This window comes from Paenibacillus sp. SN-8-1 (assembly GCF_050995535.1).
GTDB lineage: Bacteria > Bacillota > Bacilli > Paenibacillales > Paenibacillaceae > Fontibacillus.
On the sequence record NZ_CP194782.1, the window covers coordinates 2280575 to 2297926 of the forward strand.

Genomic DNA, 17352 nt, shown 5'->3' on the forward strand with positions numbered 1-17352 from the left:
GGGGTTCCTCCCTTTACTTGTCTATGATTTCTTCGCCGATTCGAAGCCAAGCCTCTTCAAAGCTTTGGACTCCAAATGCTTCGGACAACTGCCGATTCCTAAAGTTCAGCAAACAACTTACAAGTTTACTCTCATAGGTAGCTATAAATTTGTCGAGTGTTGGAGTACTTGTTCCTGTCATTCTTGCCATGCCTTGAATCATTTTCACCCGGTAATAATCCTCCTTGGGCATGCGTGGAATATCCCATTCCCCTTCCTTATTCACATAAATCTGCCGGATTGGGACAGCGGAGAAATCGAAATATCTTCCTTCTTTGTCCGGTTGAGAGAATGGATCTATTAATAACGAGGCGTATCGGACATACAATAAATATTCTTGGTGAATAGGAGGAAAGCTGGTGAAATGAACGATATCGTGACGGGATAAGCTCGCAGGTTGTACTGGATAATTATCATCTGTCATAAATTTGAGTAGATTGACGGAGCTTACGTTCATCTTCTCCAGAATGAGTGAAATCTCTTCCCAATAAGAACGCATATCCCGTATGAGTTGCATGGTGATAGGTCCTTCGGGGTAAAGCTTATACACGTATTTCTTCGACTCTTCTTCTCTAAAAACAACGCTTAACGAAAATTCATTCATGAACAGAGGCGGGTGCACATACAGGGAAATGTTCCTCGATTCTGCCTCAATTGACGAATTCATGACACTAAGTACAATCCCCAACTGGGCATATAATTCGCTAATTATCTTCATATTGGCTGATGAGGACGACGAGGACCCAGCATATAACTTTTTCTTGACCCCGGTTGTCATCACTTGATTGGACGGTGTGCCATCCATCCAGCGCGTATCACCCAGATATGTGGAGAAGCTGACCACCTCAATGTCGAATTGCTTTTCTTTTAAGTAATGTCCCACCATACTGTTTGAGCCGAGAGTAGGAGAGATTAATACGATGCATCTTACCTTTTCTAGAATCTGCTCATCGAGTTTTCTCAGAATCTCGATGTAAGCATCGGTAGTAACCCCCATGATTAACGTATCCCATTCTCCCGTTATACCCGCATAACCATGAAAGACTTGATCAATCTGACACCTGCCCTCCATAAGCCGATGCTGTTCATTTTGAACGAAAGCCTGAATGAATTGATTGTTCTCATTCAATGCAGAGAATAGAGCAGCAGAATGAACCGATTCCCTGCCTGCGATCCCAACGTAGCTTTTTAAATAGTTCTTGAACAAAATGCTCATTTGAATGCTGACGGGTCCCGTACCTAGAACTAATACACGCTTGAAATCACCCATTCAGCTCAACAACCTTAGTACTTGTTAATGCTTTCTTGTATATGGCGACATCGAATACATGCTTGGGATGAATGATCGTATCGGTAAGCTCCCACTTCCGGGGATCCGTTTCCTGCTTCGGATAATTGAATATTGATTTCAATTGATTGCCATATCTCATTGCTACTATCACCTGCTCATTTGTCATGGGATGTAATTGATTGAGCAAATCATATTTCATGGCAACTGTTGAACTGAAGATGATATGTGACACCCCCCTTATGTCTTCAAGCTGCTCGATGCATTTGTTTTCCAGCTTAATTTTTAATCCTTCCCCAAGTTTATTGATAACTTTTCTACCCAAGTCGATGGCCTCGTCATCAATATCTATGCCTATCACCTCGGCACCGGTTTGCTTCGCTATGTATAGTGGAGTCATCGGAAACGAGCCAGAACCTACTAATAAAACCTTGGAGTCCGATTGAACATGGAACCCTCCGAATTCTTCTCTAATGCTGGATTCGATATTACGAAAGTATTCAGTGTTGTCTGTCTGTCCGCTCAATAGTTTTAGCGCACGATACTTTTCCATCAGAGTCACGCATAGAGCCGATTTTATTCTTAAATCATCCAGAAGAGCGGTATAATCCGAGGTGGCTGGTTGTTTTTCCCACTTTTCCCACTCGATATGGTTGCTTTCATTGATAATGAAGTCGGAATAATCGTTGAGGGTCTCCTCTAATTCTAAGCTGTTTGGCAGAATGCCCTCATAGGGGGTCGCAAGAACGGAGAACCTTCTATGAAATTCATACAAGCATTGCTGAAGCTGGGTAACTGTTCGCACTTCCTTCATACCCTCCCATCTCAATATAAGCTTTTCCTTTTGCTACGATCCCTACTGTTCCCTCGACAAAAAGGTTGGTTACCTTGTGCCCGCTGTATTCTGCATGAACGAGAATCGTACCGCCAGGCTGTGCAATTTGAACAGTTACGGCACTCTTCTTCTTCCATGATAAATAGGCACCTACTGAGGCTGTGCCGGACCCGCAACCTTTTTCCCAAACCATGCTATCTATGTCGGGAAGATAAATGAGCGGAGCCATCGTATTAGATTTTGGTTCAAACAATAAAACGCCGATCAAGCTAGATCCCAATGTACTACCTAATAGCTTTGCAAGCCCTTCAGCTTTCTTCCTACATGTCGGAGTGAATAATTCGACCTCAATAACAATATGAAAAAAGTTATCGTACTTAACGATCGCAATGCTCAACTCCTCGCCCTCGTACTGAATGGATCTTTGTACTATCTGATTAGGAAGAGGCATTGTTACCTGACAAGCATATTGATCATTTACTTTACTCACCTGGCAAACGATTAAACGATCAGATCCTGAGCTTTCTAATAAAATGTCTAGTTTTGTGTCAGGTTGAACTCCCTTTTCGCTAGCCAAATATGTAGATGCTGCCATGCAGGCATTACCGCAAAATTCACCTGCTGCCATATGCAGTCTTGCATCAGCGTCTTGTTTAGTCGGCTTCCGAATAAAACCTACTTGTTCGGCATGCACGCTATCGTAGGACATTAATCGTGAGGCAATGGGAATGCTGTCCTCCATAGGATGACTTGATATAACAAGAATGGTCATATTCTGTGTGGGGTTAACTTTCACAAAATCGATTTCCTGTTTCATAACATCAATCCTTTCGAATTAATCGTAATAATTACGATATTGGGGCATAGAATGACTAACCACTATTAGTTTTTACACTATTGTGATTATGAGTTGCCTCTATTCCTTAATCGTAATGTTTACGATAAGAGGATATCAGGGCGAGATTATCTTGTCAAACCATTCTTTTCTCATCAAAGAAATTAGATGTAATATTTTATACAGCCATAATTGTTACAAAGCAAAAAAGTACAGCCCTCTTCAATTTTCTTGAAGGTCTGTACCTTTACTTAGGACCAAGAAATATCTTTCTCAGCGGCCACGTGATCTAGTGACCTTTCTGCTTATGCTTGCCTTTATTGATGCTCAACCGTTAACAGCTGCTCCGCATGCCACTTTTTCCGTATTTGCTCCACAGCAGCCAATGCATCTTCATCTTCCAGGATGTCGCCCGGCCGATTTGCCCTGCCTAATATATACCCTTCATACTTCGTGCCCGTAAAATCAAAAATGTACTGGAATTGCTGGACCAGCGGAATGCCCTTAAGATGTGGCTCGTCATCACCGATGCCGATCACCCATGCTGATTTGCCCCGAAACTTCGCCAGAAATCCGTCCCTGTCTTCCCGGAGGGACTGCGACCAGCGGTCAATGAATGTTTTTGTAAGGCCGGATGCCCCATACCAATAGATGGGCGTTGCGAACACCAGCTTATCCTTGGCCAGCACCCGATCAATGACCGCCCGGTAATCGTCTTCAGGATACGGTTCTTTTTCGGTATGACGGTAATCCTGGATCGGCTTAATTTGGTAATCGGCCAAATAAATATGATCGGCTTCGAATCCTTCCGTTAACCGCTTGGCTAACTGTTCCGAGTTGCCATTTCTTCTCGAGCTTCCATAAATAACGGCTATGCTCATAGGTCAGCTTCTCACCCTCTGTATTCATAATAAATTACAAACTTCTTCCTTAAGCTAAGCGATCACCGCTTGATTCCGGTAGACAACTTTCAAACCTTCAAGCAAGGAGAGCGCTATTTGCTTGGCTTCTTGCGGTGTATCGCCTTCGACGATGAAATAAGCGAGCCGGTCATCCGAACTCTTGGCCTGGGCAACTTGATCGCCGGGTACCGCGGTGACATGCGCGCGTACGACAGCCGGATGCTCTGGCAGCAGCTCGAATCCTTCGATCCGTTCGAGCACGCCATCACGTTCCGCGGTGACGTAAGCGATGGATGCCGCCCGTTCATGCTTCTTCTCAATCTCTACGGGACGGTCCAGATAATAATTTACCGTCGCTTCAAAAATATCGACCCCGAAGGCAAGCACCAGCAGATCTGATGAAATGTTGTCCCCTCCTGGTCTTCCATTCACTTCAATAATCCGTGGACCGGACGGAGTAAGTTTCACCTCGACATGACTAGGTCCGTTCGTAAGCCCGATCGCTCCAAGCGCATCGACAGCCGTTCTGATAATATCTTCCTGTTGGTCGGTATAGGACGGGGATGGCAGCGTATGGAGCGTCTCTACGAAATAGGGCAATGGCGTTGTCAGCTTTTCGGTTACAGCCGAGAATAAGGGTTCGCCACCTTGCAAGAACAACTCCACACTGAATTCCGGCCCCTGCAAATATTGTTCGATCAAATACTCCTCTCGCACTTTGAAATCCATATACGTCACTTTGAATTCAACAATAACGTCCATGGCTTTACGCAGTTCGGCCTCATCGTTAATGAAATAGACATTTTGGCTGCTGGCGCAATTGGTCGGCTTCAAGACGACTGGATACCCGATCTCGTCAGCTGCTTTGGCCGCTTCTTCGAATGTTTTTACTTTGCGAAATTCCGCGCTCGGCACGCCGTGTTCGGCATAAGCCTGTCTCGCCAGATCTTTGTTCCGCGATTTTAGTGCCGCCTCATAAGGTACACTCCGCAGACCTAGCCGCTGCGCGACTTTCGCCGTCAAGTGGGAAGCGTAGTCCGTAGCTGGAATAAGCGCATCCAGCTTGCCCGCATAGGGCGATTCGGCTATCGCCTTGAAGAGCGAATCCTCGTCCCTAATATCCGCGACGATTAGGTCATGGTAGATGCCTTCATACCCGTATTTTTCCGGATTATCCTTGGACGACACGATCGAAATGACCTGATGTCCCTGTTCATAGGCCGCTTTGGCAAAGCTGACGCCATAAAAGCTCGGCTCGACAAACGCAACCGTCTTAACCGTTGACATGATATTCACTCCTTTCAAATATTTTAAAGAGAACTTATGCCTCTATCGTTTGTTTCTGCGGCGAATGGCTGTTTAGAATGTAATAAACGATGAGCCCGGCGAACATCAAGCCTGCCATGAGAATAAAGCCGAGCCCTGGCGAGTATCGGTCGATAACAACGCCTAAGCCTGTGGCCGAGAAGGTCTGCAGCAGCAAGGAAATGCCCATCCAGACTGAAGTCGCTCGCCCCATATACGATTTTGAGACCGATTCCATGAGAGCTGTTGTGATCAGAATGCGCAGCGAGGAATTCGTTAAACCGATGAGCACGCTTCCGATATAGAGTAAAATAACGGTTGAATTAAACGCAATGGCCACAAGATTCAATACAGATACGAGGAAGATAATCAGAATCGTCCCATGCTGCGTAAGCTTTCTCGCTAGTGGAGCAGCCAAGAAGCCGGACAGCAAGCCTCCTAATCCGTAGCACATATCCGACAGCCCGAATACGACGGAGTCCCCTCGAACCGACGTGCTGACATAACCCGGCAGTACCACGTTGAACACCATTGTCGACACAAGCGGGATAATGGACACGATGCCCAGTACGAATATAGAAGGCCTCTTCGCCAAATACCCAATGCCGGCCTTAAATGATTCGAAAAACGAGGTCTCTGCTTCCTCGGCTGCCAAGGCTGAATAGGAGATCCGGCTAAGAAAGAGGCTGCTCACGAGAAAAGCCGCGGCATTCAACAACAGGATCGCTTCAAAACCGATATATTTGTACAGGAAGCCGGATAGCCCCCCGGCCATGAACATGCCGACCTGCAGGCTGATCTCAATTAAGGAATTGCCCTGAATCAGCTCATTCTCAGGCAGCAGCTCCTGCACGAGGCTGCGCGAAGCCGACATGTAGAGCGCCCATCCCATACCGTTGACCACGGCAAAACTGTACAAATATTCGACATGGAATCCGGTTCCATAGAAGGCACTGGCAATCAGCAGCAGAGCGGCAGCTCTTACAACGTTCGCCCACAGCAGAATCGTCTTCCGGTTCCACTTATCGACGAACGTCCCAGCGAATGCCGATATAAGAAATCCGGCAATCACGTTAAGTGAAAGCATTAGTCCGACAGCGGTCATTGAACCCGTCCGGTCCATTAGATACCAATTGGCGCCGATCGTGCCCATGCCCACGCCGAAGCCGGATATGATATCCGAGATAAAATAGTTGCGAAACCTGTTCGTCTTTAGCACGCTAAATACCATTCGGACCTCCTGCTAGGGACAGGATTTGCTGCCTCAGTGTCTCGAGGCCAAAACCTAATTCGGCAAGCACTTCCGCATGCGTCCCCCCATAAGTCGGCCACTGTTCTCCACAGTCATGGGAATATACCAAATGCTCGGGCATTAGTAATGCCAGATAGGATGCGGTTCCGCCGGTCGCCCGATGCTCCTCGACGACGAGGAAACGATCGGCTAAAGCCTTTAACGGCTCTACGTAAGCTTTCAAACTTTGACTATCGATGTAACATGCATGAGCGTGCGCGACAAATTCGTACTCCTCAGTTAGCGTCTTGCATAGCTCCGTTGCTTGTTCCCCGACGGAAATCAGACACAGTCTAGCTGGGACATCCGTCCCCCTGTCTTCTATAAGCAGATCCCTGCAAGATCTATCCGATAAGCGTGGTAAGCTATCGAATGCGTCATTGCGAGATAGACGAATATAATATGGTTCCTCGGATGCGGCCGCTTCGCGGATAACTCTCCTCGTCTCCTCTTCCCCATGCGGACAGGCAATCCGGATATTCTGGAAGGACTGGATAACCGCGATGTCCTCAAGGGCATGATGCGTTGTACCGAACCATCCGCCGGACACGCCGCCGTAAGGAGCGACGAGTTTCACATTTTTACCCATATAGCCCATCGATAGCTTCACGCTCTCCGCTGCGCGCAATGCCGCGAATGCGGCGAAGGTCGAGATGAACGGGACATACCCCGCTTCGGCAAGTCCGGCCGCGATATCAACGCCCGCTAGCTCCGCGATGCCGAGATTGACAAACCGCTCAGGATGATGGATCTGAAATGGATGGTTTTTGCCCCCTAGATCCGCCTCGAGGCATATAATTCGTTCTTCGGTTTCCGCGAGCTTGGCGAGCTCGTCTTTGTACGCATCCCTCCCTGACAACAACGTAGTCATGATAGAGTCACCTTCCATCTTTTCGCCAGTTTGGCGGGGATTTTGGCGTAGTGAGCGTCCGGATTTCCCTCGAGGGCGGCAACGCCTTTGCCTTTAATGGTCCGCGCTAGAACGGCAAGCGGCTTCTCGCTGTCGGGCGTGAGAGCGGAGAAGATGTCCTCATGCTGATGGCCATCAATTTCCCGGACAGCAAATCCGAATGCCTCAAAGCGCTCCTTCAGATTGCGGATCGGCGAAATGTCTTCGACGTATCCGTCGTTCTGCCCGCCGTTGCAATCTATGATATAGATGAAATTCGAAAGCGACCTCGCCTGTGCGATTTGAGCCGTTTCCCAGATCAAACCTTCCTGCAGCTCACCGTCTCCGCCGATCGCGATGCCGAGTCCCCCGGTTCCCTGCAGCTTTTGAGCAAGAGCCCAGCCCGCCGCGTAAGCGACGCCATGTCCTAGGCTTCCCGTTGCAAAAGGGATACCCGGCAGCTTATGGTTCGGGTGCCCCGTATAGAGCGAGCCTTGCTGGCCGTAGCTCTCCGCCGGATTGGAGGGTAATTTCCCGTGAACGTACAGCGCCGCATATAAGGCCGCCGCTGCATGTCCTTTGCTTAGGATGACGGAGCTATGTTGGTCATGCCCGTATTTGGCAAAAGCTGTGACAAGCAGATCAATAGCCGATAGACTCCCCCCAATGTGGCACCCAGTTGGCGTGGCCGCCATGTCGATGATTAGCTTCCTCGCCTCTTTCGCCAGTTCGGCCAGATCGGTTGGTAACGGAGTCGCAAATTCCTGTTCCCTGAATACAGATATCGACTGTTCCATCTAATCCTCCGTTCGTAGTCGGAACCATTCGTTAACGGCTTCTCTCAGAATGGCTCTCGAAGATTCTACTTCCGCGTAGTGCAAATACTCGTCGTTCGTATGATCCAGGCTGGAATCGCCCGGGCCATAAGCTACCATCGGAACGGTAGACCAAGCCGACGCCAGCGTGTTCATGTCACTCGTACCTCGTTTCTTCAAGTAGCGGATCGACTTCCCGTGCTTGGCAAAGCTTCGGACAAAAGCCTTCACCAGCGTATCCGAACGCGGATTAGCATAACCTGGAGTTGCGCGAAGTACCTCGACCGTAATCGCATCACCGAAGGAAAGATCAACTTTGTCCTTATAGCCGTTGCCGGCTTCAGGTGATATTCTGAAATTCAAGATGGCGGTAACCGTGATATATCCGCGCTCGTTGCGATGCTCAATATCGATCAAGGATGACAAGCCCTGCGGATCGATATCCCGGACTCTGCCGCGGATGTCGGCCGCGACTTGATATAACTCGTCGATTGCGCTGACACTGTCCTTCGCCGCCGTATGCTCCTGGGCGCGCCGGATGGTTATCCGAAGCTTGAACAATCCGTAATACCCTAGAGTCAAGCTGTCTTCGCCGCTCGGTTCGCCAATAATGACGGCGTCCGCCCGGTAGTGATCCCGGATGTAGAATGCGCCTTTGGAAGATGAGATCTCTTCCTCCACTGCGCCAATGACGAGCAGCGAACCGTTCTCGGGCACGTCCGATTCCTTCAGCATATGGACGAAATTGACGAAGCTGCCTTTGGCGTCTACGACGCCTCTTCCGGCCAGACCTTCTACGTCCGATCGAACAGGCCACACATAAGGTACCGTATCGATATGGCCTAAGAGCATTAGCGTATGAGGACCGTTACCTCTGCGGAACACAATATTGCCGGCTTCGTCAATGTGTCCAGTCACCGATGGATCCTGAATCTCGCCAAGCAAGAACCGGGCAAGCTCGTGTTCGTCTTTGGAAACTGAAGGTATGCGTACAACCTTGTTCAGCAGCTCGTAGGCTGCAGGAGCACGCTCCGATTGCCAGAACCACGTTCGGCCGCCGTGCTCTAGCGAATGCGGACCGGAGATATTCACGTCACATACTCCCCGTTCGGCTGCCAGCCTTGCCGCCCTTACCTTCTGCTTCATGCGTCCTTTGACGGATTGCAGCTCTTCGCCACCGTACACATCCGGAATTGTGGACCCTTCGTCTTCAATATCTTGCAGCAGCCCCGCCGTGCCAGTCACGAAGCGTAGATGATGCGCTTCGAGTTCTACGGCAAGCTCTGCCGCCAATACATCTGCATCGATATTGATATACGATGAGAGTTCTGGATCCCAGATTGGAGGCGTCAGGCATACAACATCGAAATGATTCAGCGCATCTTGCAGGAACGAGGAATGGCTGCCGGTATATTGTCCGAAGAACGAATCCCGGACGATAACGGTTTTCTCACCTTGAATCGCCTTGATCGGTTTCGCCTTCTTGCCGAGGACTAGCCCGTTATCGCCGCCAAGCTGCGCGAACGTGTTAAGCCCCTGTTCCTTCAATCGCTCTCTGACCGGAGCCAAAATATTCTCATAGTAGGCGTCGCGGATATAGGGCAATTCCTCCGGGGAGCAATAGCGCACTTCGTCGCCGGATGGCAGCGTCAGAAAGGGCATCGGCCGCGACAGGTCTTCGTACTTCCGGCGTATCGCTTCCGCTCCGCCTGCGATGAGCAGCACTTGATTCCCTCTACGCGAGATGCGTCCAATCTCCTCGAAGATGCGAGGATGATTGACGATCGTACTGCTGCCAAGCTTGATAACATATAGATTGCCTCTGCTCATTATGGCCACGCCCGTTCGCCTTCTCGGGGCAGTCCTTCTTCCTCGGGGAATCCGAAATACAGATTGGCCGCCTGGACAGCTTGTCCCGCCGCTCCTTTAATCAGGTTATCGATCGTCGCCAAGGATACGCAGTTTCTGCCTTCAACATAGGCTCCAATCTCCGCGTAATTCGTCCCGTTTACTGTCTTGATCATGGGAGTACCATTGCCGGCAGGGATAAAATGAAGGAACGGCTTGGACGCATAAGTGCCATAGAATGCTTTTCGCACATCGACCGCGCTAACACCCTCCTTGAGCAAAGAATATGAGGTCGCCATAATACCCCGTGGTAAATCGAGACTATACACGGAAAATTGAAGATCGACTGTGCGTGCCAAATGGTAGGTCAGCGCCTGTTCGATCTCCGGCTTGTGCCGGTGGCCGTGAACTTTGTACGCCCGGAAGTTATTCGTACGCTCGGCATGATGCTCGCTCGTCGACTTGCCTCCGCCGCTTGAGCCCGTCTTGGCGTCCGTAATCACACGTTCCTCGATCAGGTCATGCGCTACTAGGGGATACAAAGTGTAGATCGTTGCCACAGCCATGCATCCCGGCAAATTCACAACCTTCTTGCTCCGGTCAATCTCGCTGAATTCGGGCACGAAATAATGCCATCCCCCTTCGAAATCATGCTTAAGCGTCTCCGGATAATACCGCTGCAGTAATGTCGTATCAGCAATCCGATAATCGCCGCTCACGTTAAAGATGTAGTCAGCATGCTCGGCGAGCTGACCGATGAGCTTCGGCAATTCGCCCGTTGGCAGGCATGAGAATATCGCATCATAATGTCCATCCAGCTCAGAAACCCGGCTGAATTTGAGACCTCCTGGCTTTTTCCTGTGGATCGAAGCCGTGTAATATTTGTCCACTGATAGGCCAGCATTCGACTCAGAAGAAATAAACGTCACCTCGAAGCCGGGATGCCTCCGGAGCAGCCTGTACAACTCGGCACCAGTGAAACCGCTGCCGCCGAGAATGGCCGCTTTCTTCAATTGCGCCGTGCCGCTCATCCTAACCTCGCATCTCTTTCGTAGACAACCTTCAGGTCGCCGCTTTGCTCCGCGAGCTCGCGTATCTTATCCGGATTCGCGTCGACCTTCTTGAATGCCAGGGCATAAGCCTGAATTCGCTCGTATTCGATCGGCGTCCGGAGCTCCCTGCAGATCGTGAGCGTGCTGCGCAGCATTTTTAGCGTCTCGGGGAACCGGTTCAGATCGTAACCAAAGTCCTGCCGATCCGACAGCGAGAAGGGATAGCCGTTGCCAAAGCCTCTTCTGTTCTTGAACGGAAGATGGCCGGGAATCGGCACGTTCTGCCATTCCCTTGCGAAGACACCCTCCGCATGAATCAGCTGCTCCACCGCATGCTTGACCCGGAAATCCTCCAGATCCCCAAGTCCCAGACGTTCCGGCGACAGCTTCACTCGGTACATATTGTAGCTGTGCTTATAGCCTTCCGGGACGAACGGTCCGCTGAACAGCTTTGTCTCCTTGAGGGCGTTCGTCAAATAATCGGCGTTTCTCGCACGAATCGCATCGTAATAGGGCAGTCGATCCAGTTGGCTTATTCCGAACGCTGCGGCGATCCAGGACATACGGTAATCGATGCCTGATTCATTCAGGAACGTGATCGCTCGCTGGTAGTCTTCCTTCTCCCGGAAGAATGCGATGCCTCCTTCGCCGCCGACGGGGAAGTTCTTATCCGCCATCAGGCTCTGTCCCGCGCCATCTCCAATCGAGCCGGCCACTCGGCCATGAATGGATGTGGAATGGGCATGGGAAGCATCTTCAACAAGGCGCAGCGAATGTTTATCCGCCAGTTGGCGCAAGGCTTGCAAGTCGGCCGGCAAACCGTGCACATGAACGGGCATGATCGCTTTGGTCTTGCTGGTGATGGCCTGCTCCACCTTTGAAGGGTCCAGGCAATACGTGACGGGATCGATATCCACGAATATCGGAATCGCTTTGGCAGCAACGACCGCTTGAGCAGTCGCGATAAATGTGAAGGCCGGTACAATGACCTCGTCGCCGGGCTCCACCCCAACTCCGACTAGAGCTAAATGCAGGCTCGAAGTGCCGCTGGACGTAGCGATCGCGTAATTGGCGCCCACGTAACTTCGGTATGTTTCCTGGAACTCCTCGACGACACTCTCGCCGTCTTGTTGAATGGAGACAAACATTTGAATAACATCTTCTTTTGTGATGATGGGAAAATTAGTCCTGCGAACATCTTCGGGAATGATGGCCGGTCCTCCGTCTACAGCGAGCCCAGACCAGACCGATTCCTCATTGGGCAGATCCAGCGGTTTACGGATAAAGTCAGTTCTCATGAGGATGAATTCCTCCTTAATAACGAAATCTTGACGCAGGCCGCCACGAGCGGGCTCAGCCTGTAGTTGAATTGGACTGCGGGCTGAAGCTCAGGCTCGCTCTCCTCCTGCGTCCACATCGTCTGCAGGTCGAAGGCTCCGAATATTTTGAGCCGCTCTGCCTTCTTCCAGATGAGCTCGTCATTCGACGCAACTGCGGCAACCGGGCCAAAGCCTAGCCCCGTGAAATCGAGGACAAGGACGGGCGACTGCGCACCGGTGCTTCGAGCCTCATGCTCTAACCGGTGAAGATTATGACTATCAATCACGATCTTGGAATAAGCGATTCCTGTATAGGAATCCGAGCTGAGCTGAATACCCAGCCACTTTGCAAACTTCCTTTCCTGCTCGCTGGCATGCTCGAGCCGCGCGGTCATACCGTAGCCGATGTCCTGCCCCCAGAATGCTCCATGCACCGCGCCCGTAAAGCTATTAAACAGAGAAACATATTTAGTATTCGTAAGCTTGGCTATCGTTTTGGCCAGTCCTTTTAACTCCTGGTCGTTTTTTTCGATGCTCATAATTACGCCCGAGTTCAGTACTCTAGACAAAACAAACGATAATGAAAAATAGTGCTCCTTCTCAATTGGAGCCGCTGGTTTCGTTATAGTGTCTTCCATTCGTCATTGTTCCTCCCCACATACTATGAATTAACCGTAAGGTTTACCTTATTTGTTCTGTCAATCTTCTCCTTTACGTACTTGGCGATATGATAGGCGACATCAACGCCATGTACCTTCCATGATTTTGCGAATTCGGGATTCTGATTCACTTCGCATACGACATAACGTAGCTGTTGGTAATCGAAAAATAAATCAGCCCCATAAATGCCTTCACCTAATACGGTGACCAAATCCCCACAAATTGCAGCAATGTCGGCGTTGATCTCGATGGGTTTAATTTCCGCGCCCAGATGCGTATTCGTCTTCCAGTTTTCGGCCGATACCCGGCGAAAAGCAGCGATCGGCTTACGGCCGACAATGACGACACGAATGTCGTAATCGCCTTTCTCCACATATTCCTGCACGAGGACGGGAAACGATTGGTGGCTCGGATCGACCGACTCCCTCGCGGCGATCCATCCATCCAGGCATTCCTTTCCCGTTATTCTGGCAATTCCCCGCCCCCATGAGGAGGTAGCCGGCTTGATGACGCATAGATTTCCTAAGTCCGAAAGCGCGTCGTACAGCTTCGCGGGGGTGAATGCAACTTGATAACGAGGCTGCGGAATGCCCTGTCTTTCGAACACAATAGCCTGATGAATTTTATTTGTGCAAATCGTGATAGCTTTAGCCGAATTTAGCGTCTCAAATCCAGCAAGCTCGAGTAGCTGGGAGCGGCTTAGCGCGTTTTTTTGGGACAGGCACCGAATGAGGGCCTGTCCGTATGGCGGGACGTCATCTTCTCCGATGGGCAGATCCATGGAGTCCAAATTCACTTGAACACGGATGCCGAGCTGGCCAAGATGTTCTACGATAAGCCGCTCTTCTTCCCTTAGCTTCGTGACGCACATTAGAATGGAGCTAGAGTTCTCCATAGATTTATACCTACTCTCCCCAAGTTTCTTCGATTTCGGGAGCCAAAGCGATGGTGACACGGCTCGCTTCAACCTGGACTTCGTGCTCCTGGCCGCAGGAGTCGCACTCCACAATTTCTCCTGTGGTTGCACGTTCTTCTACCTCTATCTCTGACTTGCATACAAGACAGCTAAGCTCTGCCATCCTCCTTGCACCTCCTATTGGTTATAAAAAGATGTATTATAACGGATTGAATCCCTTATAACTTAGTTCACATCATTTTCATATAATTCCTATCAATTTAGTAAACTATTTATATTTAAAAGAATACCTTAACTGGATGTATTTGGATAATAGGAGAAATCTATTTGTAAATAGAAGAATTCTAACTGGCGCTTTGATGCGAGATGGACGACTTTGGTTTCTCCCGGATCGGCTTCTTGTCCATTTCGATAATTGGTAGAAGTTTTGCCCAGAACTTAAGACAAGTACGTGTACGTATAAAAAAATCCGCTAAATTAGCGGCTTTTCATGGAAATATGTCCTTGTCTTTCGACAAATGTTTATTTTTCAGAAGCTTAAAATTCTATTCTACTTCTAATGGTTGTGATGGGCATGAGCGTCTGGTGGGCTCGCCTTTATGCTGCATAGTGTAGTTTCTTCATGCCTATGTTTTTCGGATTCAATTTGTAAAGTCGGATGCAAAATGTTTTTATGTTCAAGCATGTGCTCTATTTTTTGGAGAAGGTTTTCGGCCTCATACACTGTTGTATCTCCGGCTACTACGATATGGGCCGTAAGCGCGTTTAAGTTACTCGTAATCGCCCAGATATGCACATCATGGACGGCTTTCACCCCTTTTATCTGTGAGATGGCCTGCACGATTTCGTTGACATCAATGTTACGCGGGGTTCCCTCCACTAAAACATGCAGAGATGATTTACTAACATAATAACCACTTCGTAGAACGAGTACTGCAACGACTACACTTGCCAATGGATCAGCCCACCCCCAGTTGAAGAACATCATTAGTAAGGCAGCGATAATTGCTCCGACTGATCCCAACATATCGCTGAGGACGTGCAGATAAGCTCCCCGCATATTCAGGTTAAGGCCTCTCTCTCTCCTAGCTTGAAAGCCAGCAGAGCGATCGCTAAAGCAATCGAGTCGGATAACATATGACCGGCATCGGACAATAAAGCCAGACTATTCGTAACAAATCCGCCTACTGCTTCAACCAACATATAACTGGTAATGATAATAAATGAGATTAGCAATACTCTTTTATTGTTTGTTTGTCCGTGCCCATGGTCGTGATCTTGATCGTGATTATATGCTGCCATCAACATACCCACTTTCTTTGTTTTTCACATAACTCTATTTATACCACATTCTTCTACCACCCAGTTCTTTTCTTCCAATGAAAAAAGCCGATCCTATAAGGAACGGCTCCTACTGAAATATGTACAATTATAGCTGTGCACAAGCTAATTCCTTGTTTCCTGCGTTATCCCGGTAACTGGCTGGCGTCTAACCGTTCTCATTATCACCGACGTCATCTTACGCAGAGTTGGATCAAGTCTTGTAATCCAGGTCAACTGTTCTAACTTACCGATACACCAAAGAGTCAGGACTAGACCGACTAACGAGGCCATAACAGCAGCGGGTAACGCCCATATTGAAGCCGGATGGGAGAAGTAAGGAATTAGCGAGACGGCTAAGATTGGAGCAGCGTTCCATTTAAACAACTTGATAAGTGACAGTGTAAGAATCGCAGTTGCAAAAAATGAAAGCACCCCTGTATCGATGGTATAAAAAAGGCTTCCAAGTGTCGCGGCGATAATCGCCCCAATAATAATCCTTCCTATGTCTTTAATAGGACCCACACGGTGTATAAACAAGAAACTGAATGCGCCAAGGGTCGGAAAGAAAACCATCTTTAGTGATGGGACTTGATTGGATGCGCAATAAATAATTGCTAAATAGCAGCAAATGACTAACGAACGCAGAAACATAAGAAGAGAAATCATCCTTTCCGTCTAACAAAAGCCGAGTTAATTACTTAGTTTTTTATTCTACAGAAGGGTGATCCTTTATGTCAACAAGTTTTCAGAAAGATGCTCCTTTGTTTCATTCTATTTCATACCTCTTCACCAATATTGATTTGAATCCTATGTCATTCCAGCCGCAATCCGTATAAAATGGGCTCATTTAATATATAATAGCCAAAACTACAGCATCCCGAAAAGAGTTTAAACAATGAAACGACTCCTATTCTCCATTCATCTCTACTCGGTTGTATTTTTGCTTACACTGGTTTCATTTGAACATAACCACTCATTCGCCGAGCCCACATTGCCAATTGTGGCAGATCAAGGAGATTTCTCCATCGAAGTCTATCCTTCTGACCACCTTTTGGTTGTACGGACGAAAGACCGCACAATTAAAAAATATAAAGTCGCCGTCGGGAATCCATCCACTCCAACACCCATTGGAGAATACCAAATCGTGTATAAGGGCAAGGACTGGGGAGCCGCGTTCGGTCCACGCTGGCTGGGTCTGAATGTACCTTGGGGAACTTATGGCATACATGGTACGAACAGGCCCTATTCTATTGGACAACACCTCAGTCACGGATGCATACGTATGCGCAACAATGACATCATGGAATTGTACAACATTGTCCCAATCGGAACAAAAGTAACGATCTATGGACATGTCCTGGGTGATCCTGATCATGATGCGAGAAATTTGGCTGAAGGAGACGTCGGTGGAGACGTTCAATTGATTCAATCCCGATTAAAAAGCGCTGGATATTTTACTGGACTATGTAATGGCAAGTTTCGCTCGAATACCACGATAGCCCTTAAAAAGTTCCAAAGGGATCACCACCTTACGCCAAACGGTGTAGTCTCATCAAAAGTTTATGAAGAACTCGGGCTTGTCGAATAAACAATATAGGAAATATAGTCATTCAACTAATTTTCGTAGTGAATCTTTAAACTGTGCCAATTCAGACCCTAATGTCCCGAAGAACTCAGAATCTATGGATTCAACAATGGGTATAGCTTTACTGATAATTTCTAAACCTTTTTGGCCAATTTCAATGGAATTGGCCCTTGAGTCTATAGGGCTTTGCTTTCTGCTTACAAATTCATTTCTCTCAAGTGTACGAAGTATTTGTGAAACAGTCATTACATCAATTTCTGAGACGCTTGAAATTTTGGCTTGCGTGATATGTTTTTCAAATTGACTTAAATAGTTAAGCGTACTCAACACAACAAACTGAGGATGAGTTATTCCTAAATTGCTTAATGCTGACTTTATTCTACCATGCCACTTATTATAAGTTTTAACAAACAGCAATCCGGTTGATTCATCAGCATTGTTCTTAAACAT

At 48.4% G+C, this 17352-nt stretch carries 17 protein-coding genes and 1 pseudogene; 1 reads left to right on the plus strand and 17 read right to left on the minus strand.

Annotation, left to right across the window (positions count from 1 at the left end; genetic code table 11):
- Nucleotides 1–13 precede the first annotated feature (13 nt).
- The 16 genes and pseudogenes from ACRRNK_RS10825 to ACRRNK_RS10900 form a co-directional block, all read right to left on the minus strand.
- Nucleotides 14–1309, minus strand: a complete 1296-nt coding sequence (locus ACRRNK_RS10825) for an opine metallophore biosynthesis dehydrogenase (RefSeq protein ID WP_433946730.1) — start codon at nucleotides 1307–1309, stop codon at nucleotides 14–16.
- On the minus strand, nucleotides 1302–2141 hold the full coding sequence (locus tag ACRRNK_RS10830; RefSeq protein ID WP_433946731.1) for an SAM-dependent methyltransferase: 840 nt from the start codon (nucleotides 2139–2141) through the stop codon (nucleotides 1302–1304). Before ACRRNK_RS10830 ends, ACRRNK_RS10825 begins: the two co-directional genes overlap by 8 nt.
- Nucleotides 2095–2979, minus strand: a complete 885-nt coding sequence (locus ACRRNK_RS10835; protein ID WP_433946732.1) for a diaminopimelate epimerase — start codon at nucleotides 2977–2979, stop codon at nucleotides 2095–2097. The genes ACRRNK_RS10830 and ACRRNK_RS10835 overlap by 47 nt, the downstream gene beginning before the upstream one ends.
- A 335-nt stretch (nucleotides 2980–3314) precedes the next feature.
- A complete protein-coding gene (locus ACRRNK_RS10840) occupies nucleotides 3315–3878 on the minus strand; it encodes a flavodoxin family protein (protein WP_433946733.1) in 564 nt (187 codons plus the stop codon).
- Nucleotides 3879–3932: 54 nt separating this feature from the next.
- Nucleotides 3933–5186, minus strand: a complete 1254-nt coding sequence (locus ACRRNK_RS10845; RefSeq protein WP_433946734.1) for an ATP-grasp domain-containing protein — start codon at nucleotides 5184–5186, stop codon at nucleotides 3933–3935.
- Nucleotides 5187–5220: 34 nt separating this feature from the next.
- Entirely contained in the window at nucleotides 5221–6435 is a 1215-nt protein-coding gene (locus ACRRNK_RS10850) for an MFS transporter (RefSeq protein WP_433946735.1), read from the minus strand.
- Complete coding sequence (locus ACRRNK_RS10855) at nucleotides 6425–7366, minus strand: transketolase (protein WP_433946736.1); 942 nt, start codon at nucleotides 7364–7366, stop codon at nucleotides 6425–6427. The genes ACRRNK_RS10850 and ACRRNK_RS10855 overlap by 11 nt, the downstream gene beginning before the upstream one ends.
- The gene (locus tag ACRRNK_RS10860; RefSeq protein WP_433946737.1) at nucleotides 7363–8181 is read right to left on the minus strand and encodes a 1-deoxy-D-xylulose-5-phosphate synthase N-terminal domain-containing protein; all 819 of its coding nucleotides are present in this window, start codon (nucleotides 8179–8181) and stop codon (nucleotides 7363–7365) included. Before ACRRNK_RS10860 ends, ACRRNK_RS10855 begins: the two co-directional genes overlap by 4 nt.
- On the minus strand, nucleotides 8182–10029 hold the full coding sequence (locus tag ACRRNK_RS10865) for a M20/M25/M40 family metallo-hydrolase (protein ID WP_433946865.1): 1848 nt from the start codon (nucleotides 10027–10029) through the stop codon (nucleotides 8182–8184).
- On the minus strand, nucleotides 10029–11078 hold the full coding sequence (gene argC / locus ACRRNK_RS10870; RefSeq protein ID WP_433946738.1) for an N-acetyl-gamma-glutamyl-phosphate reductase: 1050 nt from the start codon (nucleotides 11076–11078) through the stop codon (nucleotides 10029–10031). Before argC ends, ACRRNK_RS10865 begins: the two co-directional genes overlap by 1 nt.
- Nucleotides 11075–12397 carry a DegT/DnrJ/EryC1/StrS family aminotransferase gene (locus ACRRNK_RS10875; protein WP_433946739.1) on the minus strand — a complete coding sequence of 441 codons (1323 nt, stop codon included), beginning with the start codon at nucleotides 12395–12397 and terminating at the stop codon, nucleotides 11075–11077. The genes argC and ACRRNK_RS10875 overlap by 4 nt, the downstream gene beginning before the upstream one ends.
- Nucleotides 12394–13056 (minus strand): degT/DnrJ/EryC1/StrS aminotransferase, encoded by a 663-nt coding sequence (locus ACRRNK_RS10880; protein WP_433946740.1) that lies wholly within the window; start codon nucleotides 13054–13056, stop codon nucleotides 12394–12396. Before ACRRNK_RS10880 ends, ACRRNK_RS10875 begins: the two co-directional genes overlap by 4 nt.
- 23 nt (nucleotides 13057–13079) lie before the next feature.
- Complete coding sequence (locus ACRRNK_RS10885; protein ID WP_433946741.1) at nucleotides 13080–13973, minus strand: ATP-grasp domain-containing protein; 894 nt, start codon at nucleotides 13971–13973, stop codon at nucleotides 13080–13082.
- Between the two features lie 10 nt (nucleotides 13974–13983).
- Complete coding sequence (locus tag ACRRNK_RS10890) at nucleotides 13984–14157, minus strand: lysine biosynthesis protein LysW (protein ID WP_433946742.1); 174 nt, start codon at nucleotides 14155–14157, stop codon at nucleotides 13984–13986.
- A 393-nt stretch (nucleotides 14158–14550) separates the two neighbouring features.
- Nucleotides 14551–15296: pseudogene (locus ACRRNK_RS10895) on the minus strand (cation diffusion facilitator family transporter).
- Between the two features lie 144 nt (nucleotides 15297–15440).
- Nucleotides 15441–15839 carry a hypothetical protein gene (locus tag ACRRNK_RS10900; protein WP_433946743.1) on the minus strand — a complete coding sequence of 133 codons (399 nt, stop codon included), beginning with the start codon at nucleotides 15837–15839 and terminating at the stop codon, nucleotides 15441–15443.
- 373 nt (nucleotides 15840–16212) lie between these two features.
- Between ACRRNK_RS10900 and ACRRNK_RS10905 the strand changes: the two genes are divergently transcribed.
- A complete protein-coding gene (locus ACRRNK_RS10905) occupies nucleotides 16213–16905 on the plus strand; it encodes a L,D-transpeptidase family protein (protein WP_433946744.1) in 693 nt (230 codons plus the stop codon).
- An 18-nt stretch (nucleotides 16906–16923) separates the two neighbouring features.
- On the opposite strand, the gene ACRRNK_RS10910 is transcribed toward ACRRNK_RS10905, so the two are convergent.
- Nucleotides 16924–17352, minus strand: coding sequence for a MarR family winged helix-turn-helix transcriptional regulator (locus ACRRNK_RS10910; RefSeq protein ID WP_433946745.1), 429 nt, complete (start codon nucleotides 17350–17352; stop codon nucleotides 16924–16926).

Coding starts and splice junctions, on each gene's coding strand:
- ACRRNK_RS10825 (WP_433946730.1), bottom strand. CDS start 1,309: ATGGGTGATTTCAAGCGTGTATTAGTTCTAGGTACGGGACCCGTCAGC.
- ACRRNK_RS10830 (WP_433946731.1), bottom strand. CDS start 2,141: ATGAAGGAAGTGCGAACAGTTACCCAGCTTCAGCAATGCTTGTATGAA.
- ACRRNK_RS10835 (WP_433946732.1), bottom strand. CDS start 2,979: ATGAAACAGGAAATCGATTTTGTGAAAGTTAACCCCACACAGAATATG.
- ACRRNK_RS10840 (WP_433946733.1), bottom strand. CDS start 3,878: ATGAGCATAGCCGTTATTTATGGAAGCTCGAGAAGAAATGGCAACTCG.
- ACRRNK_RS10845 (WP_433946734.1), bottom strand. CDS start 5,186: ATGTCAACGGTTAAGACGGTTGCGTTTGTCGAGCCGAGCTTTTATGGC.
- ACRRNK_RS10850 (WP_433946735.1), bottom strand. CDS start 6,435: ATGGTATTTAGCGTGCTAAAGACGAACAGGTTTCGCAACTATTTTATC.
- ACRRNK_RS10855 (WP_433946736.1), bottom strand. CDS start 7,366: ATGACTACGTTGTTGTCAGGGAGGGATGCGTACAAAGACGAGCTCGCC.
- ACRRNK_RS10860 (WP_433946737.1), bottom strand. CDS start 8,181: ATGGAACAGTCGATATCTGTATTCAGGGAACAGGAATTTGCGACTCCG.
- ACRRNK_RS10865 (WP_433946865.1), bottom strand. CDS start 10,029: ATGAGCAGAGGCAATCTATATGTTATCAAGCTTGGCAGCAGTACGATC.
- argC (WP_433946738.1), bottom strand. CDS start 11,078: ATGAGCGGCACGGCGCAATTGAAGAAAGCGGCCATTCTCGGCGGCAGC.
- ACRRNK_RS10875 (WP_433946739.1), bottom strand. CDS start 12,397: ATGAGAACTGACTTTATCCGTAAACCGCTGGATCTGCCCAATGAGGAA.
- ACRRNK_RS10880 (WP_433946740.1), bottom strand. CDS start 13,056: ATGGAAGACACTATAACGAAACCAGCGGCTCCAATTGAGAAGGAGCAC.
- ACRRNK_RS10885 (WP_433946741.1), bottom strand. CDS start 13,973: ATGGAGAACTCTAGCTCCATTCTAATGTGCGTCACGAAGCTAAGGGAA.
- ACRRNK_RS10890 (WP_433946742.1), bottom strand. CDS start 14,157: ATGGCAGAGCTTAGCTGTCTTGTATGCAAGTCAGAGATAGAGGTAGAA.
- ACRRNK_RS10905 (WP_433946744.1), top strand. CDS start 16,213: ATGAAACGACTCCTATTCTCCATTCATCTCTACTCGGTTGTATTTTTG.
- ACRRNK_RS10910 (WP_433946745.1), bottom strand. CDS start 17,352: ATGTTTAAGAACAATGCTGATGAATCAACCGGATTGCTGTTTGTTAAA.